This window comes from Pseudomonas sp. JE3303 (genome assembly GCF_056312565.1).
Genome location: NZ_JBWGIF010000008.1, coordinates 1 through 20,134, shown reverse-complemented (window position 1 = coordinate 20,134; position 20,134 = coordinate 1). Strand labels below are relative to the sequence as shown.

Sequence of the window (20,134 nt, the reverse complement as noted above, 5' to 3'; positions counted from 1 at the left end):
CTCAGGCCTCCAGCAAGCGCCGCACGCGCTCCAGGTCTTCGGGGGTGTCCACGCCTACTGGCGGGGCCTCGATGGCATCGGCGACGTGGATCCGCACGCCATGCCACAGGGCCCGGAGCTGCTCCAGCGACTCGGTCTGCTCGAGCCAGCATGGACCCCAGCTGACGAAGTCATGCAGAAAACCGGCGCGATAAGCGTACATGCCAATGTGCCGACGATAAGGCACGCCCTCTGGCAGCACGTCACGTTCTTTGGCGAAGACGTCCCGGGCCCACGGCAAGGGCGCACGGCTGAAGGTCAGGGCCAGGCCATTACGGTCGCTGACCACCTTGACGGCATTGGGGTTGAAGACCACCTCAGGCTCATCGATCGGCTCCGCCAGCGTGGCGATTCCAGCTTCTGGGTGCGCCGCCAGGTTGGCCGCCACCTGGTCGATGATCACGGCTGGAATGAGCGGCTCGTCGCCCTGCACGTTGACCACGATGGCATCTGCTGCAAGACCCAGCTGCGCGGCAACCTCTGCCAGGCGGTCAGTGCCCGACTCGTGATCGCTGCGGGTCATCAACGCTTCGGCGCCGAAAGCCTTGCAGGCTTCGAGGATGCCGGCGTCATCGGTGGCGATGACCACGCGGCTGGCCGCGCTTTTGCAGGCCTGCTCCCAGACATGCTGGATCATGGGCTTGCCGGCGATCAGCAGCAGCGGCTTGCCCGGCAGGCGCGTCGAGCGCAGGCGGGCAGGAATCACCACGGTGAAATCCAGGCTCATTTGTCCAGGCGCTCGTCGTCGGTCAGGGTACGTGCTTCGCTTTCGAGCATCACCGGGATGCCGTCACGGATCGGGTAGGCAAGGCCTGCGCCCTTGCTGATCAGCTCGGTCTTGTCGGCGCTGAGCTTGAGCGGACCCTTGGTGATCGGGCAGGCAAGGATATCGAGCAGTTTGGTGTCCATGGAAAGTCCTTGAGGCCATCGGCCGGAAAATGAAAAGTCAGGGAAGCAAGCGCTTGAGCTGCGCGTCAAACCAGCCGACAAAGGCCGGGGAAGGCACAGCGTCCACTGCCAGGTACCACCAGTCGTCGGCCGCGAAGACCCGGCATTTCACCGCGTCCTTTTCAGTCATGACCAGCGGCAGCGCCGGGTTGAACGCCAGGCTCTCCGCGCTGAACTGCGCATGGTCCGCGAAAGGATGCGGTATCGGCTGCCAGTCTAGCCCTTGCAGGGTATCGAAGAAACGCTGGGGATTGCCGATGCCGGCCACGGCGTGCAGCGCCTGGCCCGCGGGAAAGAGGTCAAGGCCGCGGCGCTCGCCGGTGCGTACATTGACTAAGGCCACGGGGCGGAGGCTGAATGCGAAGCCCTGGTCGCGGTCGGCCGATGCGCCGTTGAATAGTACCGCGTCGGCTTCGGCCAGGCGCTCCACCGGTTCGCGCAACGGCCCGGCCGGCAGGCAGCGGCCATTGCCAAGCCCGCGGGCGGCGTCGATCAGCACCAGCTCAAGGTCACGGGCGAGGCGGTAATGCTGCATGCCATCGTCACACAGGATCAGGTCGAGGGGCTCGCATTCCAGCAGCGCCTGCACGGCCCGCGAGCGGTCCGGATCGATCATCAGCGGCACTTGGGTGCGCTGGACAATCAGCAATGGCTCATCGCCTGCCTGCTCGGCAGGCTGCTCGGCCCTGACCCGCCAGGGCAGCTCCGGCGGCTTGGCGCCATAGCCCCGGCTGACCACGCCAACGCGCAGCCCCCGGGCTCGGCAATGCTCGATCAGCCAGAGGATCATCGGCGTCTTGCCGGTCCCCCCGACAGTGATATTGCCCACCACCACCACCGGGACCGGGGCGCGGTAGCTTGGACTCTCGCCGTTGAGAAAACGTGCGCGCTTGCGCTGGACGACCTTGCGGTACAGCGATTCCAGAGGACGCAGCAGCGCCAGCGCGGGGTGTCCGGTGTACCAGGCGGCGAGCAGGCGGTCGGCGAAGGCCATCAAGGCGTCCCCTGGGCCGCCTCGACGGTGGTCATGCGCAGTTGGCTGAAGCCGAGCTTGCCGGCGGCATCCATAGCAGTGACCACGGCCTGGTGCGGCGTCTTGCCGTCAGCGCTGATCGACAGCGGCAACTGGTGATCCCCAGCGGACGCCTGCTCGATCGCCTCGCTCAGGGTCGCCAGGTCGCTCTTGGGCAGCAGGTTGTTGTTCACCGAGTAGACGCCCTCGGCGCTGATGGTGATTTCGACCTGCTTGCCCTGCTCGTCCGTCGCTGCCGTGGCGCTGGCGGCCTCGGGCAGTTCGACGCGCAGCTGCGTCTCGCGGGTGAAGGTGGTGGTGACCACGAAGAACAGCAGCAGGACGAAGACCACGTCGATCAACGACGCCAGGTTGATATCCACATTCTCGCGCTGTCGGTTGCGCCGGAACTTCACGCCTTGCCTCCGGCCACTTCGACTTCACGATCGCCTTGAATCACCTCGACCAGCTTGATCGCTTCTTGCTCCATGCCCACCACCAGCTCATCGATGCGGCGCAGCAGGAAACGGTGGAAGAACACCGCCGGGATGCCCACCATCAGGCCGGCCGCAGTCGTGACCAGGGCCTTGGAGATACCCCCGGCCAGTACTGCGGCATTGGCCGTCATCTGCGAGCCCATGAAGGCACTGAAGATATCGATCATGCCCAGCACCGTACCGAGCAGGCCGAGCAACGGCGCCATCGCGGCGATGGTGCCCAGAGCGCTGATGTAGCGCTCCATGTCGTGGATGACCCGGGAGGCGGCCTCCTCGATGCATTCCTTCATGATCTCGCGGCCGTGCCGGGAGTTGGCCAGCCCCGCGGCGAGGATCTCGCCCAGTGGCGAATCGGCACGCAGCGCCTTGAGCTTTTCGCCGGTGAGCTGCTTGTCCTTGATCCAGATCCATACCTGGCCAAGCAGATGGGGCGGCGTCACGCGGCTGGCGCGCAGGGTCCACAGACGTTCAGCAACAATAGCCATGGCAGCGATGGAACTCAGAATGATCGGCACCATCATCCAACCACCGGACTTGACCAATTCCCACACGTTGAGCATCCCCCTGAAAAAGTCCGCCACTCTACCATAGGACCGAGAGGGGCTCATCTGCCGAAGGTCGCCGGACGTTGCAGCGCTAGCGCCAGAAGCGCCGCTGGCTGCGCAGTTCCTGCACCTCGCCATGGCTGCCCAGGCGCAGGCGCAAGGCACCGTGCAGCGAGGTGTCATGGATCTGCAGGCCGTGCCGCCGATAGCGCGCCATGACCTCTGCATGGGGATGGCCAAAGCCGTTGTGAAGGCCCCGCGAGATCAATACGCCACGGGGCGCGGCAGCCTTGATGAACGCTTCGGTGGATGAGCTGCGGCTACCGTGATGCGGGGACTGCAACCAGTCGACTCGCGGGACCGGCGTGGCTGCCAGCCAGGCACGCTCGGCCGTTGCCTCTATGTCGCCCGCCAGCAGCAGCCGCTCGCCCTGCGCCTCGACCAGCAGTACGCACGAGCGCTGGTTGCTGTCCGGCCCCTCCGCCCAGCGCCAGAGCGAAAACCACACGCCATCCCATTCCCAGCGCTCGCCGCTGATGCATGGCCCGGCCTGCAGGGCCGCAGGCAACTCCGCAGCCTCGCCGCTGAGCACCCGGGTGACCGGCACCCCACGGGCGATGGCTCCCGCCCCCCCGGCGTGGTCGGCATGGGCATGACTGATGAGCATCAGGTCGAGCTGGCTCACCCCCAGCTTGCGCAGGGTCGGCAGCACTACCCGTTCGCCGAGGTCGGCCTCGCCCATGGCCGGGCCGGCGTCATAGAGCAACGTGTGATGGCGGGTACGCAGCACAATCGCCAATCCCTGGCCCACATCCAGCTGCCAGACTTCAACCTGCCCTTCGGGTATCTGCTCCCGGGGCACCCAGAGCGCCAGCAGCATCACCACCCCGGGAACGCGCATGGGCATCCCGCGCGGCAGCAACACCAGCACCGCACCCGTGCAGACCAGCGCCCACGCCCACCACGGCAACGGCTCGGGCAGCCATGCTGGACGCCACTGCGCCACCGTCCCCAAGAGCTTGAACAGCACATCGAGCAAGCCGCCGGCTACCCACAACAACCCTTCACCCAGGCCGGCAATGGGCAGCAGCACGGTACCCAGCAACGCCATCGGCAACACCGCCAGGCTGATCCAGGGGACCGCCACCAGGTTGGCCAGCGGACCACTGAGGCTTACCGGCAAGTTCAGCGCCAACAAGGCCGGCAACAAACCGACGGCAATCACGCACTGGGCGCGCGTCCAGGCCTGCCATGGACGCCAGCTGCCAAGGCGCCCGGCAAAAGTGAATATCAGCACGCCCACTGCGCTGAACGACAACCAGAATCCCGGCAACAGGCTCGCCAACGGCTCGAAGAGCAGCACCGCATCGAGCGCCAGCAGCAGCGGCAGGAACACCCCCGATTGCCGATAGCGCAAGCGCCACAGCAGCACCACTGCCAGCATCAGACAGGCGCGCTGCACCGGCACCTGAAAGCCGGCGAGTCCGCCGTAGCCCAGCGCGGCCAGCATGGACAGGGTGCAGGCCCACGGCAGCCAGGGCAGACGCGATGGCCACCAGCCCAACCTTGCCAACCCGGCAACCAGGGCATAGACCAACCCTGCCAGCAAGCCGATATGCTGACCCGAAATCACCATCAAGTGGACCGTGCCGGTATCGCGCAATATCTGCCAGTCTTCGCGTGCCAGACCTGTGCCATCGCCCAGCACCAATGCCACAAGTGTGGACTCCTGGCCCTGCGCATCCACTTTCAACAAGCGCTGGCGCAGGTCGTCCCGCCAGCTGGCGGCGGCCGGCTGCAGCAGGGTTCCGGCCTTGACCGTGCCTGTAGCGCCGATGCGCCTGGCCAACAGTCGCGCTTCCCGGTCAGGGCCATGGGGATTGAGCATGCCATAGGGTCGCTTGAGCGAGACGGCAAGGCGCCAGTGCTCGCCGCTGCGCACCGGCGGGCCATCGAACCAGTTCAACTGCAGGCGGCTTGGCAGCTTGGCGCGGCGCGACTTGGCCTCCCCAAGCTCGAAGCGCACCACACGCTCGCCCCGCTCGGGCAGGCCCACCACCCGCCCTTCAAGCCACAGGGTGCGGCCATCCAGCGCCGGGTCAAGCCGCCCATCCAGCGCTGCCTGCGCCGACCAGCAGGCCCAGCAAAAGCCAAGCACGCCTACGCCCAGTGGCCAGCCCCGCGTGCACAGGCAGCCCAACCCCAGTACCACCAGCGCGCAGAGCCATCCGACAGATGGCAATACCGGCAGCAAACCCAGGCACAACATTCCCGCCGCAAGCGCAAACATCCCTGTGCGCATGAATACTGCTCCAAAACGAAAAACGCCCGGAGAGGAATAGACCAAGGGTGAAGGCGTGCCTGCTTAATATTTGTCACAAAGTCTGAACAAGGCATTCAGGCAATCGGGTGCATACTGGCCCACTCACTCAGCCGAGACCCTACATGCCGCGCAGAATTTTCAAACGCTACATGCCGGATCCGACCACTATCCGAGAGCACAAATCCCTGCGCTTTCTGGGCCGGCTGTTGCACGACCCCAACCTCTGGCACCTGAACCGCCACTCGGTCGCGCGCGCCATGGGCGTGGGCCTGTTCGCAGCATTCATCCCGATACCCATGCAGATGCTGCTGGCCGCCTGCCTGGCGATCGGCGTGCGCGGCAACATGCCCATCGCGGTCAGCCTGGTCTGGCTGACCAATCCGATCACCATGCCGCCGGTGTTCTTCTGCACGTACATGATGGGCGCCTGGCTGATGCAGATACCGCCACGGACCCTGCCCGACGAACTGACCTTCGAGTGGATCACCGATCAGCTTTCCACCCTGTGGCAGCCCTTCCTGCTCGGCTCGGTGGTGTGCGGCGTGCTGCTCGGCGCCCTGGCCTACTGCCTTACCATGTTCTACTGGCGGTGGTGGGTAGGCCGGCAGTGGCGCCGGCGCAAGACGGCTCGATCAGGTGCGCATGCCGCGGCCGCTCACCAGCAGGCGAACGCAGAGGGTGTAGAGCACCGCGGTGGCGACCAGCATGAAGGTGATGGCCGTACCGATACGAATATCCGAAACCCCTAGGATGCCGTAGCGGAACGAGTTGACCATGTGCAGCACCGGGTTGGCCAGCGACACGGTCTGCCAGAACGGCGGCAGCAGGCTGATCGAATAGAACACCCCGCCCAGGTACGTCAGCGGCGTCAGTACAAAGGTCGGTATGATCGAAATGTCGTCGAAGTTGCGCGCAAACACCGCGTTGACGAAGCCCAGCAGCGAGAAGATGGTTGCGGTCAGTACCACCACCAGCACAGTGATGCCCAGGTGATGCACCTGCAGATCGGTGAAGAACAGCGACAGCAGGGTCACGATCACGCCTACCGCCAGTCCGCGCAGCATGCCTCCCATTGCATAGCCGACCAGAATGATGTGCGGAGAAACCGGCGAGACCATCAGCTCTTCGATGGACCGCTGGAACTTGCTGCCGAAGAAGCTCGACACCACGTTGCCGTAGGAGTTGGTGATCACCGACATCATGATCAATCCCGGCACGATGTACTCCATGTAGGTAAAGCCGCCCATGTCGCCGATCTGCCGGCCGATCAGGTTACCGAAGATCACGAAGTACAAGACCATGGTGATCGCCGGCGGCAGCAGGGTCTGGGGCCAGATCCGCAGGAAGCGTCTCACTTCACGGTAGACGATGGTGTTCAGGGCGACCCAGTTGGTCTGCAGCTCGACATTCATACCGCCACCTTCGCCAGGTTCTTTTCCACCAGTGACACAAACAGCTCCTCGAGACGGTTGGTCTTGTTGCGCAGGCTTTGCACCTCGATGTTCTGCAGCGCCAGCTGGCCGAACAGCGCGGTGATGCCCACGTCCTTGTCCACCTGCACTTCCAGGCTGTGCGGGTTGATCAGCCTGCACGGGTAGCCGGCCAGCACCGGCGCCTGGGCCAGCTCCTGCCTGATGTCGAGCACGAAGGTTTCAACGTGCAGCTTGCCCAGCAGCTTGCGCATGCTGGTGTTCTCGACGATGGTGCCGTGGTCGATGATGCCGATGTGGCGGCACAACTGCTCGGCCTCTTCGAGATAGTGGGTGGTCAGGATGATGGTGATGCCTTTCTGGTTCAGCTCGGTGAGAAAACTCCACATCGAGCGGCGCAGTTCGATATCGACGCCCGCGGTGGGCTCGTCGAGAATCAGCAGGCGCGGCTCGTGGATGAGCGCGCGGGCAATCATCAGCCGCCGCTTCATGCCTCCGGAAAGCGAACGCGAGGGCACGTCGCGCTTGTCCCACAGGCCCAGTTGCGTCAGGTACTGCTCGGCGCGCTCCTTGGCAAGCCTGGGCGGGATGCCGTAGTAGCCCGCCTGGGTCACGACGATGTCGAAGGTCTTCTCGAACTGGTTGAAGTTGAACTCCTGGGGCACTACGCCAATGCTGCGCTTGAGCGCTGCGGGCTGGCGGTCCAGGTCATGGCCGAACACATTCACCGTGCCGCTGGTCTTGTTGACCAGGGTCGAGAGGATGCCGATGGTGGTGGACTTGCCGGCGCCATTGGGGCCGAGCAAGGCGAAGAAATCGCCTTCGGCGACGTCCAGGTCGATGCCGTTGAGGGCCTGGAAGCCGTTGCCGTAGGTCTTGGTAAGCTGTCGGATGGACAGGGCAGAACTCATAGCGGGTCACGTACCGGGTAAAGAAGGTTCAGGACACGCCAGATCAGGTCACTGGCGCAGTGAGTGCGGCCATGGTGCAAGGCCAGGCCGCGCAAGTACAGTCATGCATATTGATAGTGACTATCGAGTGAGGCGTGTCGTTCAGGCCGGCGGGCTCAGGTCAGCGCGGTCATGACCGCCGCCTGATAGGCCGGGCGCGCCTTGAGGCGCTCGTACCAGGCTCGCAGGTGATGCATGTCCGGCCGCTCGATGGGCATCTCGAACCAGGCGTAGACGAAGCAGCCCAGCGGTATGTCACCCATGCCTATTTCATCGCCGCTGAGGTACGGCTGATGGGCCAGGGCCTGGTCGGCGATGGACAGCAGGTGCGCGCAGGTCTTGTGCGCGGCGTTGATCGCGACCCAGTCCTGTTGGTCTGGCGGCGTGCGCAGCAGGCCCCAGAACAGCGGGCGGAAAGGCGTGGCCAGGGACGAGGTGGCCCAGTCCATCCATTTGTCTGCCTCGGCGCGCTCGCGCGGGCCGCCGATGTACCAGCCGGACTCGTCACCGTACTCGGCGCACAGGTAGCGCACGATGGCATTGGACTCCCACAGCACCAGGTTTCCATCTTCGAGGGTCGGCACCAGGCCGTTGGGATTGCGGCTGCGGTAGTCGGGCTCGTTGACCAGGCCAAAGGCCCCGCCGGCGTCGACCGATTCGAAATCCAGGCCCAGTTCCTGGGCGCACCACAATACCTTGCGCACGTTGGTCGAATTCTTGCGGCCCCAGATCTTCAGCATGGTGATGTCCTGATCGAATGCGGAAAGATCAAGTCTACTCTATTCCCCGCCCCGCGCTCGGCCGTGTACACAGCGGATCGCGCCGTGGGAAACATCCGCTGCCAATCCCCCACGAACTCCTGCCGCCACACCCTGTCACTGAACAGACGATGCTGCCGCGCGGATGCCGTCTAAGCTCTGCTGGCACGCTGACACGATGATTCCACGGAGGACGGATTATGTTGCTGTTGTGGTTGGTGGTCCTGGTGCTGGGGGTGGCGTATCTCGCCCACCGGCGCATTTCGCCCTTGCCCGCGCTAGCCGCGGTGGCGGCCTACCTGGTGCTGATGGGTGTCTTCAGCCACGCGCCAGGCTGGCTGCTGATCATGTTCTGGCTGCTGCTGGCCGCCAGCGCCGCGTTCGTGCTGCTGCCCGACCTGCGCATCAAGCGTTTCAGCGCGCCGATGTTCGGCTGGTTCCAGCGCACCCTGCCGCCCATGTCGCAGACCGAACGCGAGGCGATCGACGCGGGCACCGTGTGGTGGGACGGCGAACTGTTCAGCGGCCGCCCGGACTGGAACACCCTGCTCGGCTACCCGGCGGCCAGGCTGACCGAGGAAGAGCAGGCCTTCATCGATGGCCCGACCGAAGAGCTGTGCGCGCTGGTCAGCGACTGGCAGATCGGCCAGGACCTGGACCTGCCGCCAGCGGCCTGGGAACACATCAAGCAGCATGGCTTCTTCGCGCTGATCATCCCCAGGGAATACGGTGGCAAGGGCTTCTCCGCCTACGCCCACTCCCAGGTGGCGATGAAGCTGGCGACCCGCAGCGGCGACCTGGCCTCGACGGTGATGGTCCCCAACTCCCTGGGCCCTGCCGAACTGCTGCTGCACTACGGCACGGACGAGCAACGCAACCACTACCTGCCGCGCCTGGCCCGCGGCGACGAGATCCCCTGCTTCGCCCTCACCGGTCCGCTGGCAGGCTCCGATGCCGGCGCCATGCCCGATACCGGTGTCATCTGCAAAGGCCAGTGGAAGGGCGAGGAGGTCATCGGCCTGCGCCTGAACTGGGAGAAGCGCTACATCACCCTGGGGCCCGTGGCCACGCTCCTGGGCCTTGCCTTCAAGGCCTACGACCCCGACCACCTGCTGGGCGAGCAGGAAGAACTGGGCATCAGCCTGGCCCTCATCCCCACCGATACCCCTGGCGTGGAAATCGGCAAGCGCCACCTGCCCCTGGGCGCGGCCTTCATGAATGGCCCCAACAGCGGAACGGACGTGTTCGTGCCACTGGACATGCTCATCGGCGGCCAGGCCATGCTCGGCAAAGGCTGGATGATGCTGATGAACTGCCTGTCGGTGGGCCGCTCGATATCGCTGCCTGCGGTGGGTACCGGCGCTGCCAAGTACACCAGCCTGGTCACCGGCCAGTACGCGCGCGTCCGCGAACAGTTCAACGTGCCGCTGGCGGCATTCGAAGGTATCCAGGAGTCGCTGGCGCGAATTGGTGGCAACGCCTGGCTGATGGACAGCGCGCGCCTGCTCACTGCCAAGGCAGTGGACCTGGGCGAGAAGCCCTCGGTGCTGTCGGCGATCCTCAAGTACCACCTCACCGAACGTGGCCGCGAATGCATCCAGCACGCCATGGACGTGCATGGCGGCAAGGGCATCATCATGGGTCCCAACAATTATCTTGGCCGCAACTGGCAAGGCGCGCCGATCTTCATCACGGTCGAGGGCGCCAATATTCTCTCGCGCAACCTGATGATCTTTGGCCAGGGCGCCATCCGCTGCCACCCGTTCGTGCTCAGGGAAATGGCCCTGGCCGGGCGTGAGGACCGAGACCAGGCACTGGTGGAATTCGACCAGCTGCTGCTCAAGCACATCGGCTTTGCGGTCGGCAACGCCGCCAGCACCCTGGTGCTCGGCCTGGGCCTGGGGCGCCTGGAGAAGGTGCCCGGCGATGCGCTGAGCCAAGGCTATTTCCACGCGCTGAACCGCCAGGCCGCGGCCTTCGCGCTGCTGGCGGACCTGAGCATGATGCTGCTCGGCGGAGCGCTGAAGCGCCGCGAGCGGCTCTCGGCGCGCCTGGGAGATGTACTGAGCTACCTGTACCTGTCTTCCGCCGCGCTCAAGCGCTATCACGACCTGGGTTCGCCCGAGCATATGCGGCCGCTGTTGCGCTGGGCCATGGAGGAAAGCCTGGGCCAGGCCGAGAAAGCCCTGGACCGCCTGCTCGACAACTTCCCCAACCGCTTCATGGGCTGTGCGCTGCGGGTGATCGTGTTCCCGTTCGGTCGCCGGCACACCGGTCCCAGCGATGAGCTGGATGCCGAGGTAGCCGAGCTGATTGGCCGGCGCAAGGGCGATCCGGCGCTCGAGGAGCTGCTCGCCGGTTGCTACCGTCCGCAGTCGGCGGATGACCCGGTGGGTGCGCTGCAGCGAGCCAGCGACCTGCTCGACGACAGCGCGCCGCTACAGAAAACCCTGCACCAGGCCTTGAAGGCCGGCAAGCTGGGTACGGTGCCGGGGGAATCGGCGATTGATGCGGCGTTGCGGGCTGGCGTGGTGCAGCCCGAGGAAGCCGAGCGCCTGAGGGCGGCTGAACAGGCGCGGCGCAAGGTGATCGATGTGGATGCGTTCAGCAAGGAAGAGTTGTTGGCGAGCGAAGGGAAGGTGCGGTGAGGGCTGTAGCATTATTCTCCAGCGAATGTAGGACCACCAAAACCGCGTATACTCCGCCCCCGTTTTTCCGCTGACCGAGGACCTTCCCATGGCCAATCCACACCTGGAGTACCACCTCCAACTCCTGCAGCACCTGCGCACCATCCTGGTGGCCTTGGGCGAGGCCGAGCAGGTGCCCGAAGAAAGCCACTTCCTGTTCCTGGAGCGCTTCGACGAACTGCTGACCCTGCTGCCGCAAGACCCGCTCGAAAGCCAATACCTGGGCCAGGACCTGCTCTGCCAGGTGATCCAGCGCTACCCTCAGATCGCCCACCTTGTGCCGCGCGACCTCTTGTGGCTCTTCGGCGGGGACTGGCTGCATTTCATGCCCGATGACGAGCTCGATCTCTACCAGGCCCTGGAAGAGCGCCGCCATGAAGCTGAGCAAAATGGCGAGCCGTTCGACTGGCATCAGGAAAAGCAGCTGCTGAGCCTGCCCGGACAAGACAGCAAGCACTGACTTTCTTCACACGCCTCGGAGCATAATCCGAGGCGTGCGTCATCGTAATAACGGGCCGTACAATAATTTCTTTGCCGCAAGGCAAAAGAAGAATACCCCTACAGACAGTTTTATTAAAATTAAATTGCAACCACTGGACATTTCAACCCAGTAAAAAATTCCCACAACCCAGTCGCACTATCCCCACACTCAAAATAACCAGACCTGATAGCTCAAAAAAACATTCAATCAACTACCGGTTAATTGATCACCAGCAGTTGCACAATAAAACCTCTTTTATCTAAAATCCCCACTGACCGCATGACAACCGAATACGGGGTCAATATCTTGCAGCGGCCGCGGCCGTGTTTATAAAGGTCCACTGCACTTTCTTATAAGGACATACACTTGAAAAAGTCATTTCTTGCACTTTCGCTTGGCCTGATTTCCGGCATCTGCGCAACTTCCGCGTTCGCGCACACAGGAACTATCAACTTTGAGGGCCGTATCACCGCGAACACTTGCCCCATCGAAGTGATAAACCCAGGTGACGGCAGTCTCGGCAACCTGGTCAAGATGGGGACCCTTCCAGCCAGCCAGTTCAAAGGCACAGGCCAGGAACTCAGCGGCAAGTCTTTCGTCTTGCGGGTGAGCGATGGCGCAGCCTGCTCACTGGCCAGTAACAAAGCCACGGTGACCTTCAACGGCACGGCAGACGCAAGCGGTGACTATTTCGCCGTGACTCCGACCGCCGACGGTGCCAAAGGCATCGCCATCGTCTTGCGCGACCACAGCGGCGCCGTTATCAAACCAGGCACGGCGTCCAGCGAGTACACACTCAACGACACCGGTGCTACCGACATGGCCTTCAACGCATATTACCGCTCTACCGCCACAGCCGTAACGGCAGGTGCCGCGTCAGCCGATGTGCAATTCACGGTCGACATCATCTGACCCACCGTTCGAGCGCGTAGCCCAAGGCTACTTTCTCCGGGAAAGTCCAAATGACCCAGGCGCATCTGCGCGCCTGGGTCGGAGGTAACCCAAGCCATGCCAGGACAGACAAAACCTTCTCCCCGTCCATGCGTCACACTCGCGGCCTGCATCAGCCTTTTCATGTTTGCGATGCCCTCTTCCGGCACGGCGGCCTTGTCACTGAACAATACCCGCGTGGTGTTCGACAGCGACAAGCGCAGTACCTCGGTGGTCGTCAACAATCCGAGCGGCAAACCGTACGCGGTGCAGACGTGGGTCAACACTTTGGCCGATGACACCACCAGCGTAGTCCCCTTGATCTCCTCCCCGCCGTTGTTCCGCCTGGAACCTGGCAAGGAGCAACTGGTGCAAATCAATGGCCTTCCCAACGACCTGCCCGAAGACCGCGAATCATTGTTCTTCTTCAACGTGCAGGAAATTCCGCAAGTGCACAGTGAAACGGGCAATGTGCTGAACATCGCCATGCGCACGCGTATCAAACTGTTCTACCGTCCGGCTCGACTCAGAGGCAATCCCTTGGCACGGCTCAAGGACCTGCAGTTCAGCCTCGGCAGCGAACGTGGCCAGGCACAGCTGCGAGTACATAACCCTACGCCCTATCACGTGACATTCATTCGCCTTGAGATCAAGGGCGGCGGCCAGCATCACACGATCAAGGACGGCGCCATGCTCTCGCCCTTCGGCGAGCACCTGTATCCGCTGAGCGAGGTGGAGCGATCCTCCGGCCTGCAGGCGCATTTCTCGGTCATCAATGACTATGGCGGCTACAGCGAACCTCTGACGCTACCGATCGCGCTGACCCCTTGAGGGGACGGCATCGCGCCATCTGAAAGGATTCACCACAATGACCCCATTCCTGCATCGCAGGCGTGCGTGCCGCTGCGTGCGTGTCGTTTCGTTTTACCTCATCGCAGTCGGCCCGTTGTCGATGCCGGCCCTGGCCGCTGGCGGAGCGCAGTTCCAAGCAGGCTTTCTGCGCCAGGACGATAACCAACCGGCAAGTGCGGGCACTCTGGCTTTGAGGAGCCTGGGCGGCTCCCTTGCGCTGCCGCCCGGTCGCTATAGTGTCGACCTGCAGATCAACCTGCAGCCTGCCGGCCAGCGCCAGGTCGAGTTCGCGCTCGCTCCAGACGGGCTGCTGCGCCCGTGCCTGTCGGCCGCTTCACTGGAGGCTTTCGGGCTGCGGCGCGAAGCGCTCGCCGATCCTACGGCGCTGGAGCATGCGTGTGTGGATCTGGTGCATGCCTTGCCGGGCAGCCAGATCGACTTCGACAGCACCCGGCTGCTGCTCTCTATTTCCATCCCGCAGGTGGCGATGCGCCGCGACATTGCTGGCTATGTCGATCCGCAGCAGTGGGACAGCGGGATCAGCGCCGCCTTCATCAACTACCAGGTGTCCTCGATGCAAGGCTCCAGCCGTTATCGAGGTAGCTACGCCAACCATGATCTGTTTCTCAACAGTGGTGTGAACCTTGGGGAGTGGCGGCTGCGCAGCAATCAGTCATGGCGCCAGGACAGCCAGGGCGAGCGGGCCTGGACCCGGGCCCATACCTACGTCCAGCGAGACCTGCCTGGAACACGGGCCAACCTTACCCTTGGCGAGACCTTCACCGACGGCGACATGTTTCGCAGTCTGGCGATCCAAGGTGTGCGGGTAGCATCGGACCAGAATATGCTGCCCGACTCACAACAGGGATATGCCCCGGTCATTCGCGGCGTGGCGCAGAGCAGGGCGAAGATCGAGGTCTGGCAAAACGGCTATCCCATCTATTCCACCTACGTCAGTCCAGGCCCTTATGCCATCGATGACTTGAGCACCGCCGGCAGCGGGGAGCTGGAGGTCGTGCTGACCGAGTCAGATGGTCAGATCCGGCGCTTTACCCAACCCTATGCAACGCTGGGCAATCTGCTTCGGGCAGGCGTGTGGCGCTATAGCACAGCGCTGGGCCGCTACAACCCGGTCGATGGGCTGGATTCGCCGCTGCTCTGGCAAGGCACCCTGGCGGCGGGCACCGGCTGGAACGCCACCGTGTACGGTGGCCTGCTGGCCGGGGAGTATTACCGCGCCGGTAACCTGGGCCTGGCACGTGACCTGGGCATGCTTGGCGCGTTGGCATTTGACATGACCCACGCCAGCAGCGCGCTCAATACTGCACGGGAGCGCAAGGTCCAGGGCCTCAGCTATGCCTTGAAGTACGGCAAGGCCTTCGAAACAGACACGACCTTGCGTTTCGCTGGCTACCGCTACTCCACCGAAGGCTACCGCGACTTCGATGAGGCCGTGCAGCAGCGGAGCCGGGAGTCGGACTTTCGCGGCAGCCGCCGCAGTCGCCTGGAAGCCTCGGTGTACCAGAACCTCGGGCAAAGGAGTTCGCTGAGCCTGACACTCTCGCAGCAGGATTACTGGCAGCGCAGTGATACGCAGCGACAGTTCCAACTCAATTTCAGCACGCACCAGCGCGGCATCACCTACAACCTGTTCGCCTCGCAGTCGCTGACCGACACACCCGGCAGTGACCGCCTGATTGGCCTCAGCCTGTCGATGCCGCTGACCTGGACGCGCTCCGGAACCTTGAGCTACGACGTGCAACGCTCCGCCAACGGCTATAACCACCGCGCGGCCATGAGCGGCTCAACCATGGAGCATGTCAATTACAGCGCCAGCGTGGCGCAGGATGATCTCAGGCGCCAGTCAGTCGCGCTGTCGGCAGGCTATCAGAGCCAGTACGCCAACTTTGGTGCAGGCCTGACCCAGTCAAGCGACTACCGCAACCTCTCGCTCAACGCCAGCGGCGCGCTGCTCTTGCACGCCGATGGCCTGGAGGCGGGACCTTACCTGGGCGATACCGCGGCGCTGATCGAGGTACCCGGTATCGCGGGTGTAGGCGTGCAGAACGCCCCGGGTGTGCTGAGCAATGCGAGGGGCTTTGCCATGGTGCCTCACCTGCGCCCTTACCGGTCCAACCAGTTGGTGCTGAAGACTGACCAACTCGGCCCTGAGGTCGAGATCGACAATGGCACCGCCCAAGTGGTACCCCGCCGTGGGGCGGTGGTCAAGAGCCGCTTCAGGGCGCGTCAGGTGACGCGCCTGGTGCTGACACTGCGTACGGTCGAGGGCAATCCCCTGCCCTTCGGCGCTCAGGTACGAGACGCCAAGGCCACCGCGCTCGGGGTCGTCGGCCAGGCAGGCCAGGTGCTGCTGGCGACAGGGCAACAGCCGCAGACCCTGGAGGTGCGCTGGGGCGATGACCACGAGTCGAGCTGCAAGGTGGACATCGATCCACAGCACATGACGCAGGCAGAGGGATATCGACTGCAGTCGCTGGCTTGCAGCTGACCGCAGCACCCCAGTTTTTCCCTTCAATGCGCCGCGCAGGGCCTCCCCGTGCGGCGCCATCGAGCAGGTACACCATGAAAGGCATCATCAATGCACTGCTGCTGGCCGTGGCAACCACTGCGGCTGCCACCGAGGCGTCTGCCGCCTCGTATTGCCGCTGGGAGTCCACGCGCCCCGTCGGCCCCTTCACCATGACCCGTATCCTTCCAACCGTCTACGTGCCCGCCAATGCGCCAGTAGGCACCATCCTCGGAAGCGCCGACGCCTACGCGTGGAACACTTCGCCTACCTTTGCCACCGTGGAGTGCCGGAACGAGGGCGACGTGACGATGAATTTCGAGATGTCCCGCCTTACGGCACTCTATCCGGGAAAATTGCCGATGATCGGTCCGGATGACCCCAACGAACATGTGCTGCTCACCAACGTGCCCGGCGTCGGCGTGATGCTGCGAGTGGCGTCCCCCTTCACTGGCGTACCGAGAAACGAATTCAAGCCAGTCGACGGCACCACCCGGCCGCTGGTGCCCTTCAAGGCCCACAAGCCGGACAAGACTCAACTGGACATCAAGGTGGGGGGCTTGCACAACTACGCGACGCTGATAAAAATCGGAGACATTGCCCCAGGTATGCACTCGATCGACCTGCCGCTGTTCCAGGGCACCCTTGACTATGACCGTATCGGGTTGGTGCTTCGATATGTACTGCAAGGCACCGTCATCCAGACCCAATGCAGCATCATCGGCGACCCGGTGAGCGCCAATCCGGTACTGCTCGGCGACTGGGAGGTCGCTGACTTCACCGGCGCAGGCTTCGGCACCAAGGCAGTCCCCTTTCATATTACCTTGAGTACCTGTCTGACCGACCCGGGCGGCATGACCCGGGTAAGCATCGAACTGAATGGGGTAAATGGTTCCCTGCCGATCGGTCCGACCACGTCAGGGGTATTCAGCCTGACCGGCGATTCGACCGCCAAAGGCGTGGGCATCCAGGTGCTGCGTGAGGATGGCTCGCCGCTCGCCCTGGAAGCGGAAGTGCCGCTGGTCCCCGTGGCCAACGGCACAACCATGTTGAAGTTCGCCGCCCGCTTCTACCAGACTGAACCTAGCCGCGAGGTACGGCCGGGGGTGGCGAAAGGGGCGCTGAGCTTCACACTTCGGTACAGATGATTCAGCTGCGCTGGCCGGTCAGAACATCTTGCGCATCGTAGGCGTAGGTGCTTACGAGCTCCTCGCCGTCGTAGACACCGAGCAGGCGGTTCAACGCATCGTACTCAAGCGTACGGCCCGATTCATCCTTGATCAGGTTGCCATTGGCGTCGTATTCCAGGGTAATGAGCGCAGGATAGTCGGCGTGCGTATTGATGATGCTGCTCAACTGGGCCGGGTCGTCGTTGTCGAACTTGTAGGTGGCACGGTTAGAGCCGCCCGCGAACGTGGTGTGTACCAAGGTGATGTTATCGATCTCATCGAAGCGGAACGTCTGGCTCACGATCGTCTTGCCGTACGGATCGACAGGGCACTGCGGTCCCGTGCAATCGTAGTTGGTCAGGCGGCCGCGGGTATCGTAGCGATAGTTTTCCTCGCGCAGCAGGTCAGTGCCTTCGCATAAGGTGCGCTTCGTCAGTGCGTCGACGTCGTTGTAGACCTGGGCCAATGTCTGGAGCGCGCCACTCAGGTCAAAGGTGCGCAGAACCTCACGATCAAATGCATCGTACTCGAGGCAGGTTCTCAGAGACCGAGCGCCTTCCCGTGTGGTGTAGCTGGCAGTACGGCCGAATGCGTCGTATGTGAACTCCGAGGTCAGACTGCCCAGCTCTGTATGTTCGAGCCTGCCATGCACATCGTAGGTATTTGTCTGTATCTGCCCCAGTACGTCGGTATAGGACAACAACCGGCCACGGTAGCTGTAGTCGTACGCCATGTCGTAGTCGATGCCGCCTTGCGAGCGAGTTTCTGTCTTGACCTGGCCGGTGCTGAAATACGTACGTCTCAGGGACTGGTCAGGTACGTCGCAACTGAGCAGGTTCGCGTTCTCAGGATCGTAGTGGTAGTTGGCCGGTGTTCGCGCCAGCCCCCTGTACACCGGCCCCTGGCCCAGTGCGGGCTGGTATGTGTAGGTGATAACCTCCAGACTCGGCGCGACGACGCTGCTGGGTTGGCGCATACCCGGGTCATACCTGTAGTGCTGCACTCGGCCACCCGTAGTGGCGGTCTTGAGCCGGTCCAGGCCATCGAAACTCTGCTCGCCGAGTGTCTTCTCGCCGACCTTGATGCTGACCGGCAAGTCTTCGCAGCTATGTTGGGCATAGGTGCGGTGGACCACATGATTCGATGGCAGTGTGTGCTGCAGCAGCCGGTCGAAGGCGTCGTATGCATAGCGATTGATCCGGCTCACCAAACCGAAGCTGACGGTTTCCTTGCTGGTGCGCCCCAGCCCATCATATTCATTGACCTGCAGGCTGACGGCCTTGTTTTCCCGGTCGAAGCGTTCGATGCGTACAGGTTTGTCGAACAGGTCGAGCCAGGTTTCGGTCACTCCCGAGACCAACGGCGCAGCGCTATCGTCACCTTCCTGCGCGGGTGCCTGCTGCCAGCTGCGCTGGATGGGGCCGCGGTGACTGGCATTGCCGATCGGGTCCGATACCTCGTATGTGCTCACACCGTCAGGACTCACAGTGCAGGCGCACTGCCCCCAGTCGTCGTACTCGAAGCGGCTGGTCAATTCGAGCAGATCATCGTCAAGCCAGTCGTACTCGGTTTCCTCGACCAGGTTTCCCAACGCATCGTAGCGAGCCTTGTAGATCGAGCGCAGCGTACCGGCCAGAGTTGGGGTGGCAGTATCGACGTCCACGCGATCTTCGTGGATGACCCGATTAAGGCCGTCGAATCGGCTGACTGTCATGACGCTCTTGACGTCGAACCTGCGCTGCTCGGCCTGATCATTGTCACCCGCGCAGAGGTCGTATTCGTAGCGACGAGCGGCCATATACTCGGTACCCGGCGCCACGATCTCGCTGACCACCCGCCGCAGCACGTCGTATTCGTAGCGGATCACGACATCGTTCTCGTCTCGGTTGAGCAGGGGCTCGCCCGTGAGCAGCGAATGCTCCAGCTCCAGGGTTTTTACTTCGCCGTCGAAACCCGTGAGGACTTCAGTCGTGGTCAGTACGTTCTCTGCGGCATGGGTGCCCTGCCCCTTGCCGTAGTCATAGCAGATCTGGGTGAGATGACCGTTGAGCGTGACGCAGCGGCTGGCCACACGTCCATGGCTGAATGGAATGTCCGGGGCATTGGTGTAGTGATATTCAGTGAGTTGCAAGGGTTGTCCGGCCTGGCTTTGGCCCGGCTGACCGGTACTGCTGATGTCGAGCAGGGTCTCGGATTCAACTGCAGGCCAGTCATACACGCCGCTGCCGCTCAGCGCAGGCAGGCTGACGTAGCGATAGCGCTGGACGAGGACAGGCGCGGCGCCCTTGCCCGCCGGCGATGGCGTGACGGTCTTGTCCTTGAGGTGGCGGACAAAGCCTTCCGGGTCGGGCGGGCAGCCGTCGGCACCGCTGGCCGGGTACCAGGTGCTGGTTTCGACCACACCGTTGGCCTGGGTCTGGGTCAGCAGGTTGCCGTGGGTGTCGTAGGTGCTGGCAACGGTTTCGACCCGGCTCTGGGTAGCATCGTCGAGCAATGCCCAGCGGGTGGTGACCGTGGCGGGCAGTTGGCAGTAGCTGACCTGCTGCTCGAAGGGCACGGCCGGGGTGAGGTGATAGCCGGTGGTGATGGTCTGGACGTTATTGCCCTGGGTGGTCTTTTCCTCGGTCAGCAGGTGGAACTGGTTGAAGCTTCGCTCGATGCGGCGCACCTCACGTTCCTTGTCCGTACCGTCGATGCGTTCGGTGACCCACAGGCTTTCCACCGAGCCGTAGCGATAGTCGCCAATGTACTTGTACAGGTTGTCCAGGCCGTCATCGTCCCACTGGATCGGCAACGTATTGCCCAGGAAGTTTCTGGCATCCGGGTAGGTGTAGCGTACGTCCATGACGGGCTGGCCAAGGCCTGGGTAGGTCAGGTGCCGGGTCACCCGCGGCAGCGCGGCACGGCCGCTGGCCGTCGGGAACACGTGGCCGCCGTCGTTGTAGTGCAGGTGCTCGCTGGCGCCCGTGGGGGTCTGCACCTGTTC

The 20,134-nt window shown here is 63.4% G+C and carries 17 protein-coding genes; 7 read left to right on the top strand and 10 right to left on the bottom strand.

The genetic code is table 11. The annotated features are described in order from the left end of the window. Position 1: 1 nt before the first annotated feature. The 6 genes from kdsB to AC0ZZU_RS12635 form a co-directional block, all read right to left on the bottom strand. A complete protein-coding gene (kdsB, locus tag AC0ZZU_RS12660) occupies positions 2 to 766 on the bottom strand; it encodes a 3-deoxy-manno-octulosonate cytidylyltransferase (protein WP_476341093.1) in 765 nt (254 codons plus the stop codon). Next, positions 763 to 948, bottom strand: a complete 186-nt coding sequence (locus AC0ZZU_RS12655; protein WP_003247142.1) for a Trm112 family protein — start codon at positions 946 to 948, stop codon at positions 763 to 765. The genes kdsB and AC0ZZU_RS12655 overlap by 4 nt, the downstream gene beginning before the upstream one ends. A 37-nt stretch (positions 949 to 985) precedes the next feature. Then, a complete protein-coding gene (gene lpxK, locus AC0ZZU_RS12650; protein ID WP_476341092.1) occupies positions 986 to 1,981 on the bottom strand; it encodes a tetraacyldisaccharide 4'-kinase in 996 nt (331 codons plus the stop codon). After that, positions 1,981 to 2,415 carry an ExbD/TolR family protein gene (locus AC0ZZU_RS12645; RefSeq protein ID WP_476341091.1) on the bottom strand — a complete coding sequence of 145 codons (435 nt, stop codon included), beginning with the start codon at positions 2,413 to 2,415 and terminating at the stop codon, positions 1,981 to 1,983. Before AC0ZZU_RS12645 ends, lpxK begins: the two co-directional genes overlap by 1 nt. After that, positions 2,412 to 3,047: a MotA/TolQ/ExbB proton channel family protein gene (locus AC0ZZU_RS12640; protein WP_476341090.1), complete on the bottom strand. Its 636-nt coding sequence runs from the start codon at positions 3,045 to 3,047 to the stop codon at positions 2,412 to 2,414. Before AC0ZZU_RS12640 ends, AC0ZZU_RS12645 begins: the two co-directional genes overlap by 4 nt. A gap of 85 nt (positions 3,048 to 3,132) precedes the next feature. After that, positions 3,133 to 5,343, bottom strand: a complete 2,211-nt coding sequence (locus tag AC0ZZU_RS12635) for a DNA internalization-related competence protein ComEC/Rec2 (RefSeq protein WP_476341089.1) — start codon at positions 5,341 to 5,343, stop codon at positions 3,133 to 3,135. A gap of 143 nt (positions 5,344 to 5,486) precedes the next feature. Between AC0ZZU_RS12635 and AC0ZZU_RS12630 the strand changes: the two genes are divergently transcribed. Beyond that, complete coding sequence (locus tag AC0ZZU_RS12630; RefSeq protein WP_476341088.1) at positions 5,487 to 6,113, top strand: DUF2062 domain-containing protein; 627 nt, start codon at positions 5,487 to 5,489, stop codon at positions 6,111 to 6,113. Here AC0ZZU_RS12630 and AC0ZZU_RS12625 read toward each other — a convergent pair. The 3 genes from AC0ZZU_RS12625 to AC0ZZU_RS12615 all read right to left on the bottom strand — a co-directional run bounded on the left by AC0ZZU_RS12625 (position 5,997) and on the right by AC0ZZU_RS12615 (position 8,484). Further along, a complete protein-coding gene (locus tag AC0ZZU_RS12625; RefSeq protein ID WP_476341087.1) occupies positions 5,997 to 6,776 on the bottom strand; it encodes an ABC transporter permease in 780 nt (259 codons plus the stop codon). The genes AC0ZZU_RS12630 and AC0ZZU_RS12625 overlap by 117 nt on opposite strands. Further along, positions 6,773 to 7,705, bottom strand: coding sequence for an ABC transporter ATP-binding protein (locus AC0ZZU_RS12620; protein ID WP_476341086.1), 933 nt, complete (start codon positions 7,703 to 7,705; stop codon positions 6,773 to 6,775). Before AC0ZZU_RS12620 ends, AC0ZZU_RS12625 begins: the two co-directional genes overlap by 4 nt. Positions 7,706 to 7,860: 155 nt before the next feature. Beyond that, a complete protein-coding gene (locus AC0ZZU_RS12615) occupies positions 7,861 to 8,484 on the bottom strand; it encodes a glutathione S-transferase family protein (protein ID WP_476341085.1) in 624 nt (207 codons plus the stop codon). A 218-nt stretch (positions 8,485 to 8,702) separates the two neighbouring features. On the opposite strand from AC0ZZU_RS12615, the gene AC0ZZU_RS12610 reads away from it, so the two are divergent. The 6 genes from AC0ZZU_RS12610 (at position 8,703) to AC0ZZU_RS12585 (ending at position 17,127) form a co-directional block, all read left to right on the top strand. After that, a complete protein-coding gene (locus AC0ZZU_RS12610; protein WP_476341084.1) occupies positions 8,703 to 11,150 on the top strand; it encodes an acyl-CoA dehydrogenase in 2,448 nt (815 codons plus the stop codon). A gap of 88 nt (positions 11,151 to 11,238) precedes the next feature. Continuing rightward, positions 11,239 to 11,649 carry a PA2817 family protein gene (locus tag AC0ZZU_RS12605; RefSeq protein WP_476341083.1) on the top strand — a complete coding sequence of 137 codons (411 nt, stop codon included), beginning with the start codon at positions 11,239 to 11,241 and terminating at the stop codon, positions 11,647 to 11,649. A 387-nt stretch (positions 11,650 to 12,036) separates the two neighbouring features. After that, complete coding sequence (locus tag AC0ZZU_RS12600) at positions 12,037 to 12,582, top strand: fimbrial protein (RefSeq protein WP_476341082.1); 546 nt, start codon at positions 12,037 to 12,039, stop codon at positions 12,580 to 12,582. Positions 12,583 to 12,744: 162 nt separating this feature from the next. Then, entirely contained in the window at positions 12,745 to 13,431 is a 687-nt protein-coding gene (locus AC0ZZU_RS12595) for a fimbrial biogenesis chaperone (RefSeq protein ID WP_476341081.1), read from the top strand. Positions 13,432 to 13,468: 37 nt separating this feature from the next. Then, the gene (locus AC0ZZU_RS12590) at positions 13,469 to 15,961 is read left to right on the top strand and encodes a fimbria/pilus outer membrane usher protein (protein ID WP_476341080.1); all 2,493 of its coding nucleotides are present in this window, start codon (positions 13,469 to 13,471) and stop codon (positions 15,959 to 15,961) included. Between the two features lie 74 nt (positions 15,962 to 16,035). Then, positions 16,036 to 17,127, top strand: coding sequence for a fimbrial protein (locus AC0ZZU_RS12585; RefSeq protein WP_476341079.1), 1,092 nt, complete (start codon positions 16,036 to 16,038; stop codon positions 17,125 to 17,127). A gap of 1 nt (position 17,128) precedes the next feature. Here the strand turns inward: AC0ZZU_RS12585 and AC0ZZU_RS12580 are convergent. Further along, on the bottom strand, positions 17,129 to 20,134 hold a 3,006-nt coding region (locus tag AC0ZZU_RS12580), incomplete at its 5' end, for an RHS repeat domain-containing protein (protein ID WP_476341078.1).